Genomic DNA, 16,150 nt, shown 5'->3' with positions numbered 1-16,150 from the left:
TGCGTCCTTAAGTGCGCACACTTGTCGTTTCGGCGCGCACTTAAGGACGCAAAGCGGCCCGGACCCGTCATACACTGGAACAGGTCTCTCGGAAAGGTGGCGCGGTATGTCGGTTCTCGGTCTCGGGCACGATGTCGTCGATGTCTCGGCGTTCGCCGAACAGCTTGCGGAACCGGGTTCGCGCATGCGAGGGCTGTTCTCTGTGCGCGAGGTGAGGCAGGCCGGAGAGCGGGCCAGACGCAAGAACGATGACGAGTCCACCCACTTGGCGGCGAAGTGGGCCGGCAAGGAAGCGGTGCTGAAAGCCTGGTGCGACGCGCTCGGCGACATGCCGAACCCGTATACCATCGAGAATTTCCCGTGGAACGGCATTGAAATCGTGGATGATTCGCGCGGCCGACCGTGCGTTGCGTTGCGGCCGGACGTCGAGCGGAAGCTGTGTGCGTTGCTGCCCCCCGCAGCCTCCAGAAACTCCGATGAAATGTCGGGCGCGCCCGGGTTGGTCAGGATGGGGCCTGCGGTCATGCGGATGCCGATCGTGACTCCGGTGAGCACGGGTTCCGCGCCGGCTGCGGCGTCGAGCGCATCGGTTTCCTTGGTTTTTCGGTGGCATGTCTCGCTGAGCCATGATGGCGGTATCGCCTCGGCCGTCGCCATGTTGACCGTGTGACGGCGGTTTTCGGCAGTCATGACGCCGCTATACGGACAGTTCTCAGACTCTTTGAAGACGACGCTCGAAATAAGCGTGCGTCATAGGTATGTATGCAGGCGGATATCCGTTGGGGCGTCCGCAGGCATCGGCTGGCGAGTGTACGCCATCCATGTCGGGGCAGAATCCGACATCGGGCTCGTCGGCTGTTTACGGCCCGCTGGTGCGAGGCTCGGGCAAGACTCCCGGGAGACGCACCAGCGGGTCGTATCGTATGCGGCCGACGCTTGTGTGACGATACATCCGTTTTGACGCTGCCATATCTTCCGGCGTACAGTATCATCATGATTGCCTTACACAAAGTCGCAGCGCCGCGACTTGACCGGACTGCAAAAGCGGCGGACGAGGTGGCCGCCTATGAACGCATCGATTCCACCCATGCGAAGGCACGCCGACTCATCGAGCGGGGGAGGTTCGCGCGCAACGATGACGGCGGCATCGCCATCACCGTGGTCGCCGCCGGTGCCATGGACGACGCCCGAGGACGGCTCGGCCGGCCGTGGGCATGCGTTCCCGGGCACTCGTTCGCCATATCGTTCATCGTGACCATCCCCGAATCGGTGGCGACCGATGACGCAGTCAACGGCTGGATGTCGATGATTGCCGGCCTGGCCACTCTGGACGCCATCGAAGGAACCCTGGACGAGTGCGGCGCGGTCCCGTTCGACCCCGAATGCGGGTTCCATCTCAAATGGCCGAACGACATTTACTGCCATGGACTCAAGCTCGGCAGCACGTTCACCCAGGTCGCCTCGCCGCCCGACCGGCACGGTGACGTCGCCGTGATCTTCAGCGTGGGCGTCAACCTGTCGGTGCCCGCGGATCGTTTGCCGACGCCGGAATCCACGTCGCTGCGGATGCACGTCGCACCGCTGCCGCCGACCGCGGAACTGATTGACATGATCGCGGCGCGCCTGGTCGCTTCACTGCGCACCCGTCTGGAGGCGTTCGTGCAGATGCCGCTCATCCAGAGTTCCCGGTTGCGCTCCGAGATGCACCACGTCTGCTGGATGATGGGGCGGCAGATCGACGCGCAGCTCATCGACGGCCGGACGATCGCCGGCAAGGTGGTATCGCTCAACGATGACGCTTCGATCAGCGTGCGCACGGCATCAGGGGAGACGGAGAGGCTGAGCACCGGCGATATCGGTCTCATGGTGTGACGCCTGTTCCGACGGTCCTGTTTTGACGGTCCCGTTCCGCATGGACACGGGAGTTGCCAAAGTGTCGGCGATGTGTATAATAGCTCAAGTCGCCAAAAGCGACATTTTCGCGGATGTAGCTCAATGGTAGAGCCTCAGTCTTCCAAACTGATTACGCGGGTTCGATTCCCGTCATCCGCTCCACTGCCACTTCACCGGCAAATCCGGCCGTCCAATCGCGTTTGACGTGATTCGATAGTAAAACTAGCATGACTAATCGGAACGGTTGAGAGAACGCGTCGTCGATGACGACTGCCACGAGAAGCTGAAATATGGATCGCGGCATCTGGCGAAAACCCGCGGGAACGCAATCGTTTCGCCGCACGCCAGATATACCGCAGCGACGAGGACAGGCCCACCGGGATGTGGGCTTGGTCATGTGATGAGGCATATGCGCGGGCGGTGCACAGTATCACAAGAACAGATAAGGAAACAAATGCGAGCGAATGGTAATTCCACGCATGAGATTCTAGGCAAAATCGTGACGGCCATCGCGTCGATCGCCATGACCGCGGCGTTCGCGGTTCCGGCCATGGCGGCCAGCGACAGCGGCACGGCGGCCGACCCCGGCACGACCCAACAGTCGGGCCAGTACAAGATCTACCCCCAGCCGCAGAACACCGAGTACGGCGACGGCAGTCTGATTCTGCGCGACAAGGCGAACACCGTCGTGGAACCGGGAATCGATTCCGCCACCAAGGCCCGTCTGAACGAGGCCCTGAAGCTCAAGGGCATCGAGACCACCGCGGCCGACGCCGTGCCCGAAACCGCGTACCAGCTCAACGTGCTGGTCGGCATCAACGGATCCAACGGCGTGGTCGACAAGTACGCCAAGCAGCTGATCGCCGACGGCACCCTGAAGGTGGACGACAGCACGTTCTCCAAGAACGACTCCTATGTGCTTGCCGTCCGTCAGGGCAACGCGAAGACGCCCGACACGATCCTCGTGCTCGGCCGCGACACCGATTCCGCGTTCTACGGCCTGACTACCCTGTACCAGATCTTCCAGCAGCTGCCGGGCCGCGCCGTCAGCAACCTGACCTTCAGCGACTGGGCCGACGTCAAGTCCCGCGGCTTCATCGAGGGCTATTACGGCAGCCCGTGGAGCACCAAGGACCGCGTGAACCTGATGACCTGGGGCGGCTACTACAAGATGAACACCTACGTGTACGCCCCCAAGGACGATCCGCTGCACCGCAACAACTGGCGCGGCCTGTACACCAAAGACCAGATCGAGAACGAGATCAAGCCGCAGGCCGAGGCCGGCAACAAGTCGAAGGTGCGTTTCGTTTACGCGCTCGCGCCGTTCCATAACGACGGCGAGGCTAGGGGCAAGCACTTCCGCTTCGACACCGAGGAGCACTACCAGAAGGACCTCAAGGAACTCAAGGCCAAGTACATGCAGACCATTGACGCCGGCGTACGCCAGATCGCACTGCTCGCCGACGACTCCACCGACTGGGGTGCGCAGTACGGCAACGACAACACCTACGTGCGCGTGCTGAAGGACCTGACCGACTGGATCCACGAGCTGCAGCAGGAGAAGAACGACGACGGCACCGCGAAGTACGAGGGCCTCAAGGACACGATCCTCTACTGCCCGGCCCTGTACAGCTACACCGGAGCCGGTGACGCCTGGTACAAGGACATCCCGTCCAACGTGCAGATCGTCATGACCGGCGGCCGCACCTTCGGCGTGGCCAGCAAGGACTTCGCCGACACGTTCACCAAGAACACCGGTCGCGCCCCGTTCATGTGGATCAACTGGCCGTGCTCCGACATGAACCGCAACACCGCCTACCAGTACCTGGTCATGGGAGGCCAGAACAACTTCCTCAAGCCCGGCGCCACATACGGCACCTACGACGGCATCATGCTCAACCCGATGCAGCAGTCCGAGCCGAGCAAGCAGGGCATCTTCATGGCCGCCGACTACAGCTGGAACCTGTGGCAGAGCGAAAAGGACGGACAACAGTCCTGGGAGGACTCCTTCAGCTACATCGACCACAACTCGCCGATCGCGTCCAAGGGCTCCCGTGGCCTGCGTGACCTCGCCATGAACATGCGCATCCTCAACGACGGCGGCATCGACGGCGCTCACAAGGATGCCGAGTATGACGCCGTCAACAAGTGGTGGATCAACAATGAGTCCGTCGACTACACCGGCAAGCTCGACGTCAAGGGCGTCCTGACCGAACTCAAGGGCAAGCTGGACGGCGGCACCGCCACCGCGGCCGACTTCAGCCAGGCGCTCACCGTCTACACCACGCTGCAGCGCGCCGCGAAGAACTACCGCGCGAACCCCGGCGACAAGAACATGTTCGACCAGATCGAACCGTGGATCAGCTACTGGGACGACCTGACCGCCTCCGCCATCGACTACATCACCGCCGCCAAGCAGGCGCTCGCGGGTGACACCGAGGCCGCGAAGGCGACCTACGCAACCGCGAAGGCCGCTTTCGCCAAGTCCGACACGCATACGATCGCCGATTACTACCAGCGCAACAAGCCCGCCCGTGGCGGCCTGGTCATCGTGCGCCCGACCGTGCAGGCGCTCGATTCCTTCGTCAAGGCCAAGACCAGTGGCAGCGTCACCCCGACGCCCTCCGACGCCACGGTCAGCACGAACGGCGTGGGTGCCGCGGCATGGCATGAGAACGTCGATCCGAAGGCCGTCATCGACGGTGACGACAGCACGTTCTTCTGGATGCAGTCCGCCGGCTGCGACTGTGTCAAGGCCAACGCCGCCCTCACCGTCACCTACGCCGAGGCCCGCAAGGCCAAGGAGTTCCGCTTCATCCAGGCGGAAAAGGGCGGTGACACGATCGTCAACGGCAAGATCGAATACCAGGATGCAGATGGCAACTGGACCAAGATCGGCGACGTGAACGGCGACCAGAAGCAGATCTTCACGCTGGACTCCGCCGCGACCGTCAAAGCCGTGCGCATCACCAACCTGGCCCAGACCTCCAAGTGGTGGAAGGTGTACGACCTGTCCGCCACCAAGATCGACGAACCCGGTACGGTGACCAAGGACGCGCTGAACGCCAAGATCGCCGAAGCCGAGAAGGTCGACTCCGCCGACTGGACCAAGTCGAGCCGCGAGGCTCTCGCCGACGCGATTGCCGCCGCCAAGGCCGTCGCTGCCGACCAGGACGCCACGCAGGCCAAGGTCGACGCCGCCGTCGCCGCGCTCGAATCGGCGATGAAGGGTGTCGAACGGTACACGGCGAAGACCGCCGACCAGCTGAAGGCCGAGCACGTCTCCAACGACGATGCCACCTACACCGAGGCGAGCTACAACAAGTACCAGTCCGCGTACGACGACTTCGCCGCCGCGCTGGCCAACGCCGACGATCTGGCGAAGGCCGACGGCGAGGCGCTGGAAGCGGCCTACACCGCCGCGAAGTCCGCGTTGCGCTACGACCAGTCCGCACGCGACTACGCGCAGCTCGCGCTGAACGACGCCGAGCCTTACGTGGGCAAGGCCTCCGAGTACACCAAGGACAGCTATGCCAAGTTCACCGTCGCGTATGAGGCCCTGAGCAAGCAGCTGAAGGCCGACCCGAACGGCGAGGGCGATCCCGCCACCTACACCGCGCTGCGCGCTGCACTCGACAAGGCCATCAAGGGCCTGGTCAAGAGCGACGGCACCGAGCCGGAGCGGCCTGGCGAGAAGCCCGGCGAGAACAAGCCCGGCGAGAACAAGCCCGGCGAGAAGCCGGGTGTCAACAAGCCCGGCGCCGACGGCAAGCTGTCCAACACGGGCGCCGACGTCTTCGGTCTCATCGCCGCAATGACAATGTTGGCCGCGGCGGGCGTGACGATGGCCGGCCTGCGCAAGCGGATCGGCTGATTCGGCATGAGTCCGGGTGGTCGCCCTCGCTCGTGAGAGCCGGGGCGTCGGCCCGGACGACGCTGGCAATTACGGGCTGAAATGGCCGGAATCCAAGATTCCCCGTACGAAATGGTACGTTTCGCGGTGCCGAAACGGCGATAATGTACGGTGAATCCCGGATTCCGTCTATTTCAGCCCGTATTGTCGTGCATGGAAGTCAGTAAAGAACATATGGCGAGCGAGGCGAACATGGCGGACGAAACCAATAACAACGAGGCGACGGAACTGGTCGGTGACCACGTCGAAACCGTTGACGTTTCCAAGCATCCGGACCCATCCATCCCGGTGACCGACCTGTCTCTGGCCGATATCGAGCGGCGGCAGTCGCACCCGGTGCCATGGGCGGTGTTCATCGTGGCGGTGCTGGCCGCCATCATCGCGCCGTACTGGCTCGGACGCTCCCTGGCGGTCGGCCACACGCAATGGCTGATCACCCATCTGAACCTGTTCACCCCGCGCGGCGTGGCCTTCGTGTCGTGGACCGTGACGCTGACAACGTTCACCGGACTCGGTCTCGCCGTGGTGGAGTCGCGCAACTGGCTGTGGCGTATCGTGTTCGTGGTCGGACTGGCCGCCGAACAGTTCATCGCCGGCCTGAGCCTGCTCAAACTGAATTTCTGGTACTCCACGTACGTGGTGTACGGCGACTCCGCGCGGCTGCCGAATGCGGCGAATCTGGGAATCATCGCGGCCGGGGTCGGCGTGGCGGTGTATGCGGTCGTGTGGGTCGGCCTGCTGATCCTCATCAAGAAGGACTCTCCGCTGAACGTGCTGACGCGCAGCTGGGCTTCGTTCATCCTGTTCTTCGCCATCGAGACCGCGGCGCTGTTCATTGTGCTGTTCGGCGGATTGCTGACGGCGGTGTGAGACCCTGCCACGAAAGGCCGGAAGTAGTCCGACCCCTTGCCTATACTATCCCATTGGCGTGTTTCGCCCGCGGATAGAGAGCGCACCGGCATAAAGCCGGGTGCACCGCGCAGCAACCATAAGGAGGATGCCGTGGCACTTACGGCTGAAGAGAAGCAGGAAATCATCACCAAGTACGCGACGCACGAAGGCGACACGGGTTCCCCCGAGGTCCAGGTCGCGCTGCTGAGCAAGCGTATCGCCGACCTGACCGAGCACCTGAAGGAGCACAAGCACGATCACCACTCCCGTCGTGGTCTGCTGCTCATGGTCGGTGACCGTCGTCGTATGCTTGATTACCTCAAGCGCGTCGACATCAACCGTTACCGTTCCCTGATTGAGCGTCTCGGTCTCCGTCGATAAGAGAACTTCCGCCCGGGCATTCCTTGCTCGGGCGTTTTGCATATCGGCATGTGGATGAGGATGTTGCGAATTCGCGGATGACATACTGTGGCCCGGCGGTTGAGGGCCGATGATGAAGAAGAATCTGGAATGAACGGGTGCGGTCCGGGACGGGCCGCGTCAATGAGAAAAGCCGACAAGCTTGAACAAATCGGGATTTCGGCGTCTCGATGTGGATTACAGATATCAGCAGACAATAGAACAAAAAAAGGAGGAACCCTATGGAGGGTCCCGAAATCAAGGCCGTGGAGGCCGTTATTGACAATGGTTCGTTCGGAAAACGAACCCTGCGCTTCGAGACGGGTCGTCTCGCACAGCAGGCGGATGGCGCGGTGGCAGCCTATCTTGACGATGATTCGATGATTCTGTCCACCACCACCGCCGGTTCCAGCCCGAAGGAGAACTACGACTTCTTCCCGCTGACCGTCGACGTGGAGGAGAAGATGTACGCCGCGGGCAAGATCCCGGGCTCGTTCTTCCGCCGTGAAGGCCGCCCGAGCTCCGAGGCGATCCTGGCGTGCCGTATCATCGACCGTCCGCTGCGCCCGCTGTTCCCGCACACGCTGCGCAACGAAGTGCAGGTCGTGGAGACCGTGCTGTCCATCGATCCCGACGACGCCTACGACGTCATCGCCCTGAACGCGGCCTCCGCTTCGACGATGATCTCCGGCCTGCCGTTCGAAGGCCCGGTCTCCGGCGTGCGTCTGGCGCTGATCGACGGCCAGTGGGTCGCCTTCCCGCGCTGGAGCGAGCGCGAGCGCGCCGTGTTCGAGATCGTGGTCGCCGGCCGTGTCATCGAGAACGGTGACGTCGCCATCGCCATGATCGAAGCCGGTGCCGGCAAGAACGCCTGGCACCTCATCTACGACGAGGGCCAGATCAAGCCGGACGAGGAAGTCGTCGCGCAGGGTCTCGAAGCCGCCAAGCCGTTCATCAAGGTGATCTGTGAAGCCCAGAACGAGCTCAAGGAGAAGGCAGCCAAGGAGACCAAGGACTTCCAGCTGTTCCCCGAGTACACCGATGAGCTGTACGCCCGCATCGACGAGATCGCCCACGAGGACCTCAACGAGGCGCTGTCCATCGCGGAGAAGCTGCCGCGCCAGGACCGCATCCACGAGATCAAGGAGCATGTGCGTGAGGCGCTCGCGAACGAGTTCACCGACATGGACGATGCCGAGAAGGAGAAGGAACTCGGCAACGCGTTCAAGGAGCTGCAGCGCCAGATCGTGCGCCGCCGCATCCTCACCGAGGACTACCGCATCGACGGCCGTGGCCTGCGCGACATCCGCACCCTGTCCGCCGAGGTGGACATCGTGCCGCGCGTGCACGGCTCCGCCCTGTTCCAGCGCGGCGAGACCCAGATCCTGGGCGTCACCACGCTGAACATGCTCAAGATGGAGCAGCAGATCGACGCGCTTTCCGGCCCGCAGTCCAAGCGCTACATGCACAACTACGAGATGCCGCCGTACTCCACCGGTGAGACCGGCCGCGTCGGCTCCCCGAAGCGCCGCGAGATCGGCCACGGCGCCCTCGCCGAGAAGGCCATCGTGCCGGTGCTGCCAAGCCGCGAGGAGTTCCCGTACGCCATCCGTCAGGTCTCCGAGGCCATCGGTTCCAACGGTTCCACCTCGATGGGCTCCGTGTGCGCCTCCACGCTGTCGCTGCTCGCCGCCGGCGTGCCGCTGAAGGCCCCGGTCGCGGGTATCGCGATGGGTCTGGTCTCCGGCGACGTCGATGGCCAGCACGTCTTCAAGACGCTCACCGACATCCTGGGCGCCGAGGACGCGTTCGGCGACATGGACTTCAAGGTCGCCGGCACCTCCGAGTTCATCACCGCCCTGCAGCTCGACACCAAGCTTGACGGCATTCCGGCCGATATCCTGGCTGGTGCCCTGCAGCAGGCTCACGAGGCCCGCACCACGATCCTCGACCTCATCAACGAGTGCATCGACGGCCCGGCCGAGATGAGCGAGTACGCCCCGCGCATCATCACCACCACCGTTCCGGTCGACAAGATCGGCGAGATTATCGGGCCGAAGGGCAAGATGATCAACCAGATCCAGGAGGACACCGGCGCCGAGATCGCCATCGAGGATGACGGTACCGTGTTCATCTCCTCCGAAGGCGGCGAAGCGGCCGAGAAGGCCAAGGCCATCATCGACCAGATCGCCAACCCGCACGTGCCGGAAGCCGGCGAGACCTACAACGGCAAGGTCGTCAAGACCACGTCGTTCGGCGCGTTCGTCAACCTCACCCCGGGCACCGACGGCCTGCTGCACATCTCGCAGATCCGCAACCTCGCCAACGGCGAGCGCATCGACGCCGTCGAGGATGTGCTCAAGGAAGGCGACACCGTCGAGGTCGTCGTGCAGGGCGTGGATGACCGCGGCAAGATCTCGCTCGCCATCCCCGGTTTCGAGGACCAGGAGAACAACGCCGGCCGTGGTCGTCGTGACGACCGTGGCGACCGTGGTGACCGCCGCGGAGGCCCGCGTCGCCGTTCCGACCGCGATGACCGCCGTGACGACCGCGACTACGACGACCGTCCGCGTCGCTCCTCCCGCCGTGACGACCGCGATGACGATTTCGACGATCGACCGCGCCGTCGTCGTTCCGACCGCGACTACGACGACCGTGACGACCGCGGCTATGACCGCGATGACCGTCCGCGTCGCCGTTCCGACCGTGACGACCGCGATTACGATCGCGACGACCGCCGTGGCGGCCGTTCCGATGATCGCCGTGGTGGCCGTCGTGGCGGTTACGATCGCAACCCGCGTTACGCGACCGACGAGAACTACGACGAGTACCGCGCCGACCGCGTGGAGCGCTCCGAGCGTCCGCGCCGCCGCGTGCGTCGCGACTTCGATCCGTTCGAGAACTGATCTCTTGCAGCATGGCCGCTCGCGCTAACGGCTCGATGTCCGAGAACCGGCGTCCTCTGAGCCAACGCGGGTAGCCTGCGCCTCACTTACGGGGAGCCCCATCACGGGGCTCCCCGTTTTTGTGTTTTCTGTGCCGCGCGCCCATCCTGCACGTCAAATTACGGGTTGAAATTGTCGTTATTCGCAATTCCCCGTGTCAAATCGCCGCTTTCGGGCCCTAAAACGGCGATTTCGCACGGGGAATCACAGATATCGACAATTTCAACCCGTAATTTGGGGATGATCCGGCCTGGCGGGGCATTCGCCACGGTAGGTGAGGCGGCACCGTTTCCGGATGTGGCCTGCGGCAAAGGCCGCATGCCCCTTGTGCGGCCTCAGCCCGCGAATCCGAGAATCGTGGTCTCGCGGCGGGTGAATCTCGGCGGCGTGCGTTCTACGCCGGGCTCGAATTCCTTGCCTTCGATCTGCTCGATGGCGACTTCGACCGCCCTCGCCGATCAGTCCGATGTCCTTGCCTGGGGCGACGCCGGTGAGCAGCATCATCTGCTCTATCCACGCAAGCGTCCGCGGCGAGCGGGTGTAAATGCATACGCCGTTGCCCTTCCACTCCGGGAACTTCCCTGTCAGCGGCTCGAACGATTGCCAGCGCGTGTCCTTTGCCTCGAACCGCTCCAGCTGTATCCCATGCCGTTCGGCGCATATGACGCTCTCCCGGTCGAAGATGTTGATGAACGGAAACTCGGGGTCGCCGTACGGCACGATGGGCAGGCCGAGTTTCATTGCGGATTTCAGACGCCCGTCATGATGCCGGATGTCCAGCATGATGAATGCGTCGACGAGGTTGCCTTTGCCCAGCCGACGCATGTCGGCGAGGTCTTCGGTCGTGCAGGTCGATGACATCAGGATGAGGTCGTAGCCGTGTTCCTTCGCGGTGGCGCGGATGGCCCGCAGGATGGGGAACAGCTCCGCGCCTTGCGTGGTCTCCGTGGTTTCGGTGAGCAGACCGATGATGTACGAGCGGTTGCTGATCATGGCCCGGGCGTGCGCGTCGGGCACGTAGCCGAGCTCCCGCATCGCCTTCTCGACTTTGTCCCGCGTCTTCTGCGAGATCGGCCGGTTGCCGCTCATGACATACGACACGGTGCTCTGCGCGACGCCGGCGAGGGCGGCCACGTCCTTTGATGATACCGTGCGGAGTGAAGGACATGGACGGCGACACGGTGACGTATCATTTCACATAGTCATGCTTCAATGGCGGCAACAACGATACGAAGGAGTGCACATGGGGTGGATCATTCTGGCGATAGTCATCGTCGTCATCATCGCGCTGGTGCTGTGGGCGGTCGGTGCCTACAACGCGCTGGTCGCGCTGCGCAATCGCGTGAAGAACGGCTGGGCACAGATCGACGTGCAGCTCAAGCAGCGCGCCGACCTGATACCGAACCTGGTCGAAACGGTCAAGGGGTACGCCGGGCATGAATCCTCCGTGCTGACCCAGGTGACCCAGGCGCGCGCCGGAGCCGTCGCGGCCGCGGCGAACCCGAACGCGACCACCGTCGAGCGTGCCGCCGCCGAAAACGCGCTGTCCCGCGCGCTGTTCAACCTGCAGGCGACCATGGAGGCGTACCCGCAGCTGCAGGCGAACCAGAACTTCATGGATCTGCAGGCGCAGCTCAAGGACCTGGAGACGAAGATCGCCTACGCGCGGCAGTTCTACAACGATGTGGTGCTCAAGTACAACACCAAGATCGAGACGGTGCCGAGCAACATCATCGCCGGCATGTTCCACTTCGAGCAGGCACAGTACTTCCAGGCCGACGAGGGGTCCCGCCAGGTGCCGCAGGTGCGTTTCTGACGCCCGACGTCACCGACCGCCGGAACCATCGCCGCTGCTGATCATTGGAGATCGCCATGAACCTGAAACGTCTGCTCCGCTCGCTGGCAACGGCGTTGGCCGGCACACTCGTCGTCTTCGCCATCGTCATCGGCGCCGGCCTGATGCTGAGCGGAAGCTCGCCCGACCTGAGCTACCGCACGCTGGACTATGACGTCGCGGTTCAAGCCGACGGCAGCCTGAAGGTTACCCAGCACATCGACATGAAGCTCCGCACGCGCGACGGCGACACACCATGGCGGCAGCTGTACCAGAAGTACACGCTGCGAGAGGACGGCCTGACCAACATCACCGACATCAGCGTGCGCAACGTCACCGCCGGCGAAAACTATGAGCAGGGCGCGCTGGCATCGCCGGCCGACCATTCCGATACGTCATGGGACCGCGAATACGCCGGGCACTGGTACATCGCGGACGTGACCGACGGGGCCGAGAACCCCCAGCCGTTCGATCCCGCCAAGGACGGGTACGAGATCAGCGACAACACGACCTCGCGGCGGTCGAAAGACGTGGAGATCGGCTGGAACATCCCCGCGACCAAAAAAGCCAGCAGTCTCAAGTTCGACGTGACGATGACGCTCCACGGCGGCACCACGCTCTACAAGGACGTGGCATCGTGGCAGTGGGAGCCGTTCGGTGACAGTAACCTGATCCCCATCGGCAAGGTCACCGGAATTGTGCGCTTCCCCGACGGCATCGACGCCTCCAGCAGCTGGGCATGGCTGCACTACGCCGGCGTCTCCGAAACCTCCCGGATGGACGACGGCTCGCTGCGTTTCAGTGCGTCCGATGTTCGCGCCGGGCAGTATCTCGACGTGGTGGCGGCCTACGACGCCTCCGCCGTCAAGCCTCCGTCCGGATGGCGGCAGGGCGATGCCGCGTGGGTGCGCCAGCAGACCGGCCGCACGTACCTGCCGAAGCTGAAGCAATCCGAAGACCAGCAGGAAATCGCGTGGCGGCAACAGCAGGCCGGCCCGGCCCGCGTGCGCGTGGCCTTGTGGATCGCAGTAGTCCTCGCCGGATTGGCGCTGTTCGTCATCGGCATGGTCGCGGCGGTGCGCAGCTATCGCGAATCCCAATACCACGGCGACATCGAATACTGGCGTGAGCCGCCGGACATGAGCCCTGCCTCGGCCGCGAAGATGGCGGATGTCATGGGACTGTCCAAGAGCAGTGTCGACTCGCTGCAGATGACGGCGACGATGCTGTCGCTCGCCTCGAAGAAGGCGATCGCCATCTATCCGGGTCCGTCGAGCCTGTACCGGGGCATCGATATGAGCAATGCCGACAACGTGCGTCTGGCCGGCATGATTGGCGCCGACGAGGGCAAGGCGAAGTCGCTGGGCAAGACGATGACCATAGTGCTGCTGCCGGCGGGATTCGACAAGGACGCGAAGCGGGAGCTCAACCTGAGCCAGAGCGAGCGTGCCGCGCTGAGCCTGATGCAGAAGGTCTCCAAGCGCGTCGGCTCTCCCGTGTTCGATCTGGACGGCATGAAGCGGCATTGCGAGGACTGGAAGAACGGGTACAAGGCGCTGAACCTGTTCACCGAAGCGTGCTCGTCCGAGTTCGCGATGCTCGGAGCGACGCGCAACGGCGGCACGCTGGCCAGCTGGATGGGCGGCCTCGGCGCCGCGCTGGCGCTGGTCTCCGGCATCATCGCGGTGTTCGGCGGCAATATCGCACTGGCACTGATCATTTCCGCACCGATCATGATGCTGTCGATCGTCGTGTGCTCATATGCTGCGTCCAGTGCGCTGACGTCTTCCGGCCAACGGTATGCGGGACAGGTGCAGGGACTGTACCGGTATCTGCAGGATTTCAGCAATTTCAGTGACCGCGGGGTGGCCGACATGGTGCTGTGGGACCGGTATCTGGTGTATGCCGCGGCGTTCGGCATTTCGGACCGCGTGATGGCGGAGTTCGCCAAGGCGTACCCGCAGGTGACCGATCCGCAATGGCTGGACGCGCATGGCGCCGGCTCGCTGCTGTACTGGAGCTACCGCCCGTACGGGTATGGCTATATGGGCGGTCCGACCGCCGGGGCGGGTGCCGGCGGCGTCGGCGGTGGTTTCGACCCGGCGTCGTTCAGCGCGAACTTCGGTGACTTCGGCGCGCGGCTGAATGCCGGTTTCTCCGAGATCGGCTCCGTCATCCACGCGGCGACGTCCGGTGGTGGCGGTTTCGGCGGTATCTCGGGCGGTTCGTTCTCGGGCGGCGGCGGTTTCGGGGGCTCCTCCGGCGGCATTGGCGGCGGATCTTTCGGAGGCCGCTGAAGTCACGCTCTCAAAACTCGCAGATAGAGGGGCTTTTGGACCGGAAAGCCCCTCTATCTGCGAGTTTTGAGAGCGCAACCTCAGCTAAGCGCGTGGTCGATGTCGCGAATCAGGTCGTCCGTATCCTCCAGACCGACGGCGAGACGGAAGAAACCCTGATGGAACTCGGACGGATACAGGTACTGCCGTTCGTCGTCTTCGCCCAGAAACACGATGAGGCTTTCGGCATGGCCGAGCGACACCGCCGACGTGATGACGTTGAGTTTGCTGACGAAACGGTTGTGTCCGTCATGGTCGGTGTTCAGTCCGAACGCGAGTACCCCGCCGAAACCGGCGTCCGGGCGGGCGAGCTGGCTGGCGGCGAATGCGTGATGCGGGTGCGATTCGAGCCCCGGATACGCCACGAACCGCACCTGCGGCAGTGATTGCAGGTGTTCGGCGATGGCCTGGGCCGAGGCGTTGTGCTGCCTCATGCGCAGCGGCAGCGTGACTAAGCCGCGGTTGATGAGCCATGCGTTGAACGGCGAGATGAACGTATTGTCCACTCCGGCAAAATCTGGTTGAGCAGACGGTATGCGGCGATGTAGGTCGTGTCGGAGAAGATCGCGTGGTCGCCGCGGTTCAGCATGGTCGTGAACGTGGCCGCCAGCGCCGCCACTCCGCTGGCGAGCGCCTACGCGTAACCGGTGCGATTCCAACGGTTGATAGCCCCTCATGCAAAGAACCGTCGCGCTGAGGGGCGCAGAGGTACCGCTCAAAGCGTCACTGTGTGAGGACACCGTCACTGTATGTGCCCTCTCACAGTGACGGTGTTGCTAGAGCCCAGTATTTGCAACGGTTTTCAGGGTGCCGTCACGCTGTGCGCCCTCGCGCGGTGACGCAATTTCAGCCACCGTGCGAGGGCACACATCCGTCAGAAGTCCCAGTCCTCGTCGTCGGTCTCCTCGGCCTTGCCCATCACGTAGGACGAGCCGGAGCCGGAGAAGAAGTCGTGGTTCTCGTCGGCGTTCGGCGACAGCGCCGCCAGAATCGCCGGGTTCACGTCGCACGCCTCGGCCGGGAACAGCGCCGGATACCCGAGGTTCATCAGGGCCTTGTTGCCGTTGTAGCGCAGGAACTTCTCCACGTCGTCGGTCAGTCCCACACGCTCGTACAGCGACTCGGTGTATTCCACCTCGTTGTCGTACAGCTCGTTGAGCAGGTTGTACGTGTACTCGCGCATCTCCTCGCGCTTCGCGTCGCTCACCCGCTCAAGCCCGCGCTGATACTTGTAGCCTATGTAATACCCGTGCACGGCCTCGTCGCGGATGATCAGACGGATCACGTCGGCCGTGTTCGTCAGCTTCGCGTGCGCCGAGAAATACATCGGCAGGTAGAAGCCGGAGTAGAAGAGGAACGATTCGAGCAGCGTGGAGGCGACCTTGCGCTTCAGCGGACTGTCGCCCTCGTAGTAGTCGAGCACGATTTCGGCCTTCTTCTGCAGGAACTCGTTGCGCTCGCTCCAGTCGAACGCCGTGTCGATCTCCTTGGTGGAGCACAGCGTCGAGAAGATGCTCGAATAGCTTTTGGCGTGCACGGACTCCATGAACGCGATGTTCGTGTACACGGCCTCCTCGTGCGGGGTGAGCGCGTCGGGAATCAGCGAGACCGCGCCGACTGTGCCCTGAATCGTGTCGAGTAGCGTGAGTCCGGTGAACACGTGCATGGTGAGCGTGTGCTCGTCGTCACTCATCTTCTGCCAGCTGGGGATGTCGTTGGAGACGGGAACCTTCTCGGGCAGCCAGAAGTTGCCGGTCAGGCGGTCCCATACTTCGAGGTCCTTCTCGTCCTCCAGACGGTTCCAGTTGATCGCGGAGACGCGGTCGATGAGCTTGAGCGGTTTGCGCGATACGGAGATTGGTGCCATGGTTGTCTGCCTTTCGTTGTTGGGGGTGTTCTGTTACGTTCTTTCGGATGACGTCGATCTCGTCGTCGGCGG

The 16,150-nt window shown here is 63.4% G+C and carries 12 protein-coding genes and 1 tRNA gene; 9 read left to right on the top strand and 4 right to left on the bottom strand.

What is annotated here, in order from left to right:
* Positions 1–106 precede the first annotated feature (106 nt).
* The 7 genes from MMB49_RS08390 (at position 107) to MMB49_RS08360 (ending at position 10,002) form a co-directional block, all read left to right on the top strand.
* The gene (locus MMB49_RS08390) at positions 107–670 is read left to right on the top strand and encodes a holo-ACP synthase (RefSeq protein WP_021648305.1); all 564 of its coding nucleotides are present in this window, start codon (positions 107–109) and stop codon (positions 668–670) included.
* Between the two features lie 323 nt (positions 671–993).
* Positions 994–1,872 carry a biotin--[acetyl-CoA-carboxylase] ligase gene (locus MMB49_RS08385; protein WP_013363915.1) on the top strand — a complete coding sequence of 293 codons (879 nt, stop codon included), beginning with the start codon at positions 994–996 and terminating at the stop codon, positions 1,870–1,872.
* A 109-nt stretch (positions 1,873–1,981) separates the two neighbouring features.
* Positions 1,982–2,055, top strand: a tRNA-Gly gene (locus tag MMB49_RS08380).
* Positions 2,056–2,347: 292 nt separating this feature from the next.
* On the top strand, positions 2,348–5,767 hold the full coding sequence (locus tag MMB49_RS08375; RefSeq protein WP_047270970.1) for a beta-N-acetylglucosaminidase domain-containing protein: 3,420 nt from the start codon (positions 2,348–2,350) through the stop codon (positions 5,765–5,767).
* A gap of 213 nt (positions 5,768–5,980) precedes the next feature.
* Positions 5,981–6,676 carry a hypothetical protein gene (locus MMB49_RS08370; protein WP_047270968.1) on the top strand — a complete coding sequence of 232 codons (696 nt, stop codon included), beginning with the start codon at positions 5,981–5,983 and terminating at the stop codon, positions 6,674–6,676.
* 132 nt (positions 6,677–6,808) lie between these two features.
* On the top strand, positions 6,809–7,078 hold the full coding sequence (gene rpsO, locus MMB49_RS08365) for a 30S ribosomal protein S15 (RefSeq protein WP_003814361.1): 270 nt from the start codon (positions 6,809–6,811) through the stop codon (positions 7,076–7,078).
* Positions 7,079–7,338: 260 nt separating this feature from the next.
* A complete protein-coding gene (locus tag MMB49_RS08360; protein ID WP_047297641.1) occupies positions 7,339–10,002 on the top strand; it encodes a polyribonucleotide nucleotidyltransferase in 2,664 nt (887 codons plus the stop codon).
* Positions 10,003–10,263: 261 nt separating this feature from the next.
* On the opposite strand, the gene MMB49_RS08355 is transcribed toward MMB49_RS08360, so the two are convergent.
* Positions 10,264–11,175, bottom strand: a complete 912-nt coding sequence (locus MMB49_RS08355) for a LacI family DNA-binding transcriptional regulator (RefSeq protein ID WP_013363911.1) — start codon at positions 11,173–11,175, stop codon at positions 10,264–10,266.
* A gap of 109 nt (positions 11,176–11,284) precedes the next feature.
* Here MMB49_RS08355 and MMB49_RS08350 point away from each other — a divergent pair, with 109 nt between their 5' ends.
* Both MMB49_RS08350 and MMB49_RS08345 read left to right on the top strand, forming a co-directional pair.
* Positions 11,285–11,857, top strand: a complete 573-nt coding sequence (locus tag MMB49_RS08350; protein WP_013363910.1) for a LemA family protein — start codon at positions 11,285–11,287, stop codon at positions 11,855–11,857.
* 56 nt (positions 11,858–11,913) lie between these two features.
* Positions 11,914–14,172, top strand: coding sequence for a DUF2207 domain-containing protein (locus tag MMB49_RS08345; protein ID WP_047270964.1), 2,259 nt, complete (start codon positions 11,914–11,916; stop codon positions 14,170–14,172).
* Between the two features lie 80 nt (positions 14,173–14,252).
* Here MMB49_RS08345 and MMB49_RS08340 read toward each other — a convergent pair whose 3' ends face one another.
* From MMB49_RS08340 to nrdF, 3 genes are all read right to left on the bottom strand, one after another.
* A complete protein-coding gene (locus tag MMB49_RS08340) occupies positions 14,253–14,717 on the bottom strand; it encodes a PLP-dependent transferase (protein ID WP_082247812.1) in 465 nt (154 codons plus the stop codon).
* A complete protein-coding gene (locus MMB49_RS08335; protein ID WP_229941000.1) occupies positions 14,663–14,800 on the bottom strand; it encodes a hypothetical protein in 138 nt (45 codons plus the stop codon). Before MMB49_RS08335 ends, MMB49_RS08340 begins: the two co-directional genes overlap by 55 nt.
* 285 nt (positions 14,801–15,085) lie before the next feature.
* Positions 15,086–16,078 (bottom strand): class 1b ribonucleoside-diphosphate reductase subunit beta, encoded by a 993-nt coding sequence (gene nrdF / locus MMB49_RS08330; protein ID WP_047270962.1) that lies wholly within the window; start codon positions 16,076–16,078, stop codon positions 15,086–15,088.
* Positions 16,079–16,150: the final 72 nt, after the last annotated feature.

Origin of the sequence: Bifidobacterium sp. SKU, assembly GCF_026016405.1 — a bacterium.
Taxonomy (GTDB): Bacteria; Actinomycetota; Actinomycetes; order Actinomycetales; family Bifidobacteriaceae; genus Bifidobacterium; species Bifidobacterium bifidum.
Note: the sequence above shows the minus strand (reverse complement) of the source record. Positions and strands in the feature narration are given on the sequence as shown.

Excerpts from the sequence above, each read along its gene's own strand:
- MMB49_RS08335 (WP_229941000.1), bottom strand. The coding sequence starts at position 14,800 with ATGCTGAACCGCGGCGACCACGCGATCTTCTCCGACACGACCTACATC.
- MMB49_RS08360 (WP_047297641.1), top strand. The coding sequence starts at position 7,339 with ATGGAGGGTCCCGAAATCAAGGCCGTGGAGGCCGTTATTGACAATGGT.
- MMB49_RS08390 (WP_021648305.1), top strand. The coding sequence starts at position 107 with ATGTCGGTTCTCGGTCTCGGGCACGATGTCGTCGATGTCTCGGCGTTC.
- MMB49_RS08385 (WP_013363915.1), top strand. The coding sequence starts at position 994 with ATGATTGCCTTACACAAAGTCGCAGCGCCGCGACTTGACCGGACTGCA.
- MMB49_RS08375 (WP_047270970.1), top strand. The coding sequence starts at position 2,348 with ATGCGAGCGAATGGTAATTCCACGCATGAGATTCTAGGCAAAATCGTG.
- nrdF (WP_047270962.1), bottom strand. The coding sequence starts at position 16,078 with ATGGCACCAATCTCCGTATCGCGCAAACCGCTCAAGCTCATCGACCGC.
- MMB49_RS08350 (WP_013363910.1), top strand. The coding sequence starts at position 11,285 with ATGGGGTGGATCATTCTGGCGATAGTCATCGTCGTCATCATCGCGCTG.
- MMB49_RS08345 (WP_047270964.1), top strand. The coding sequence starts at position 11,914 with ATGAACCTGAAACGTCTGCTCCGCTCGCTGGCAACGGCGTTGGCCGGC.
- MMB49_RS08370 (WP_047270968.1), top strand. The coding sequence starts at position 5,981 with ATGGCGAGCGAGGCGAACATGGCGGACGAAACCAATAACAACGAGGCG.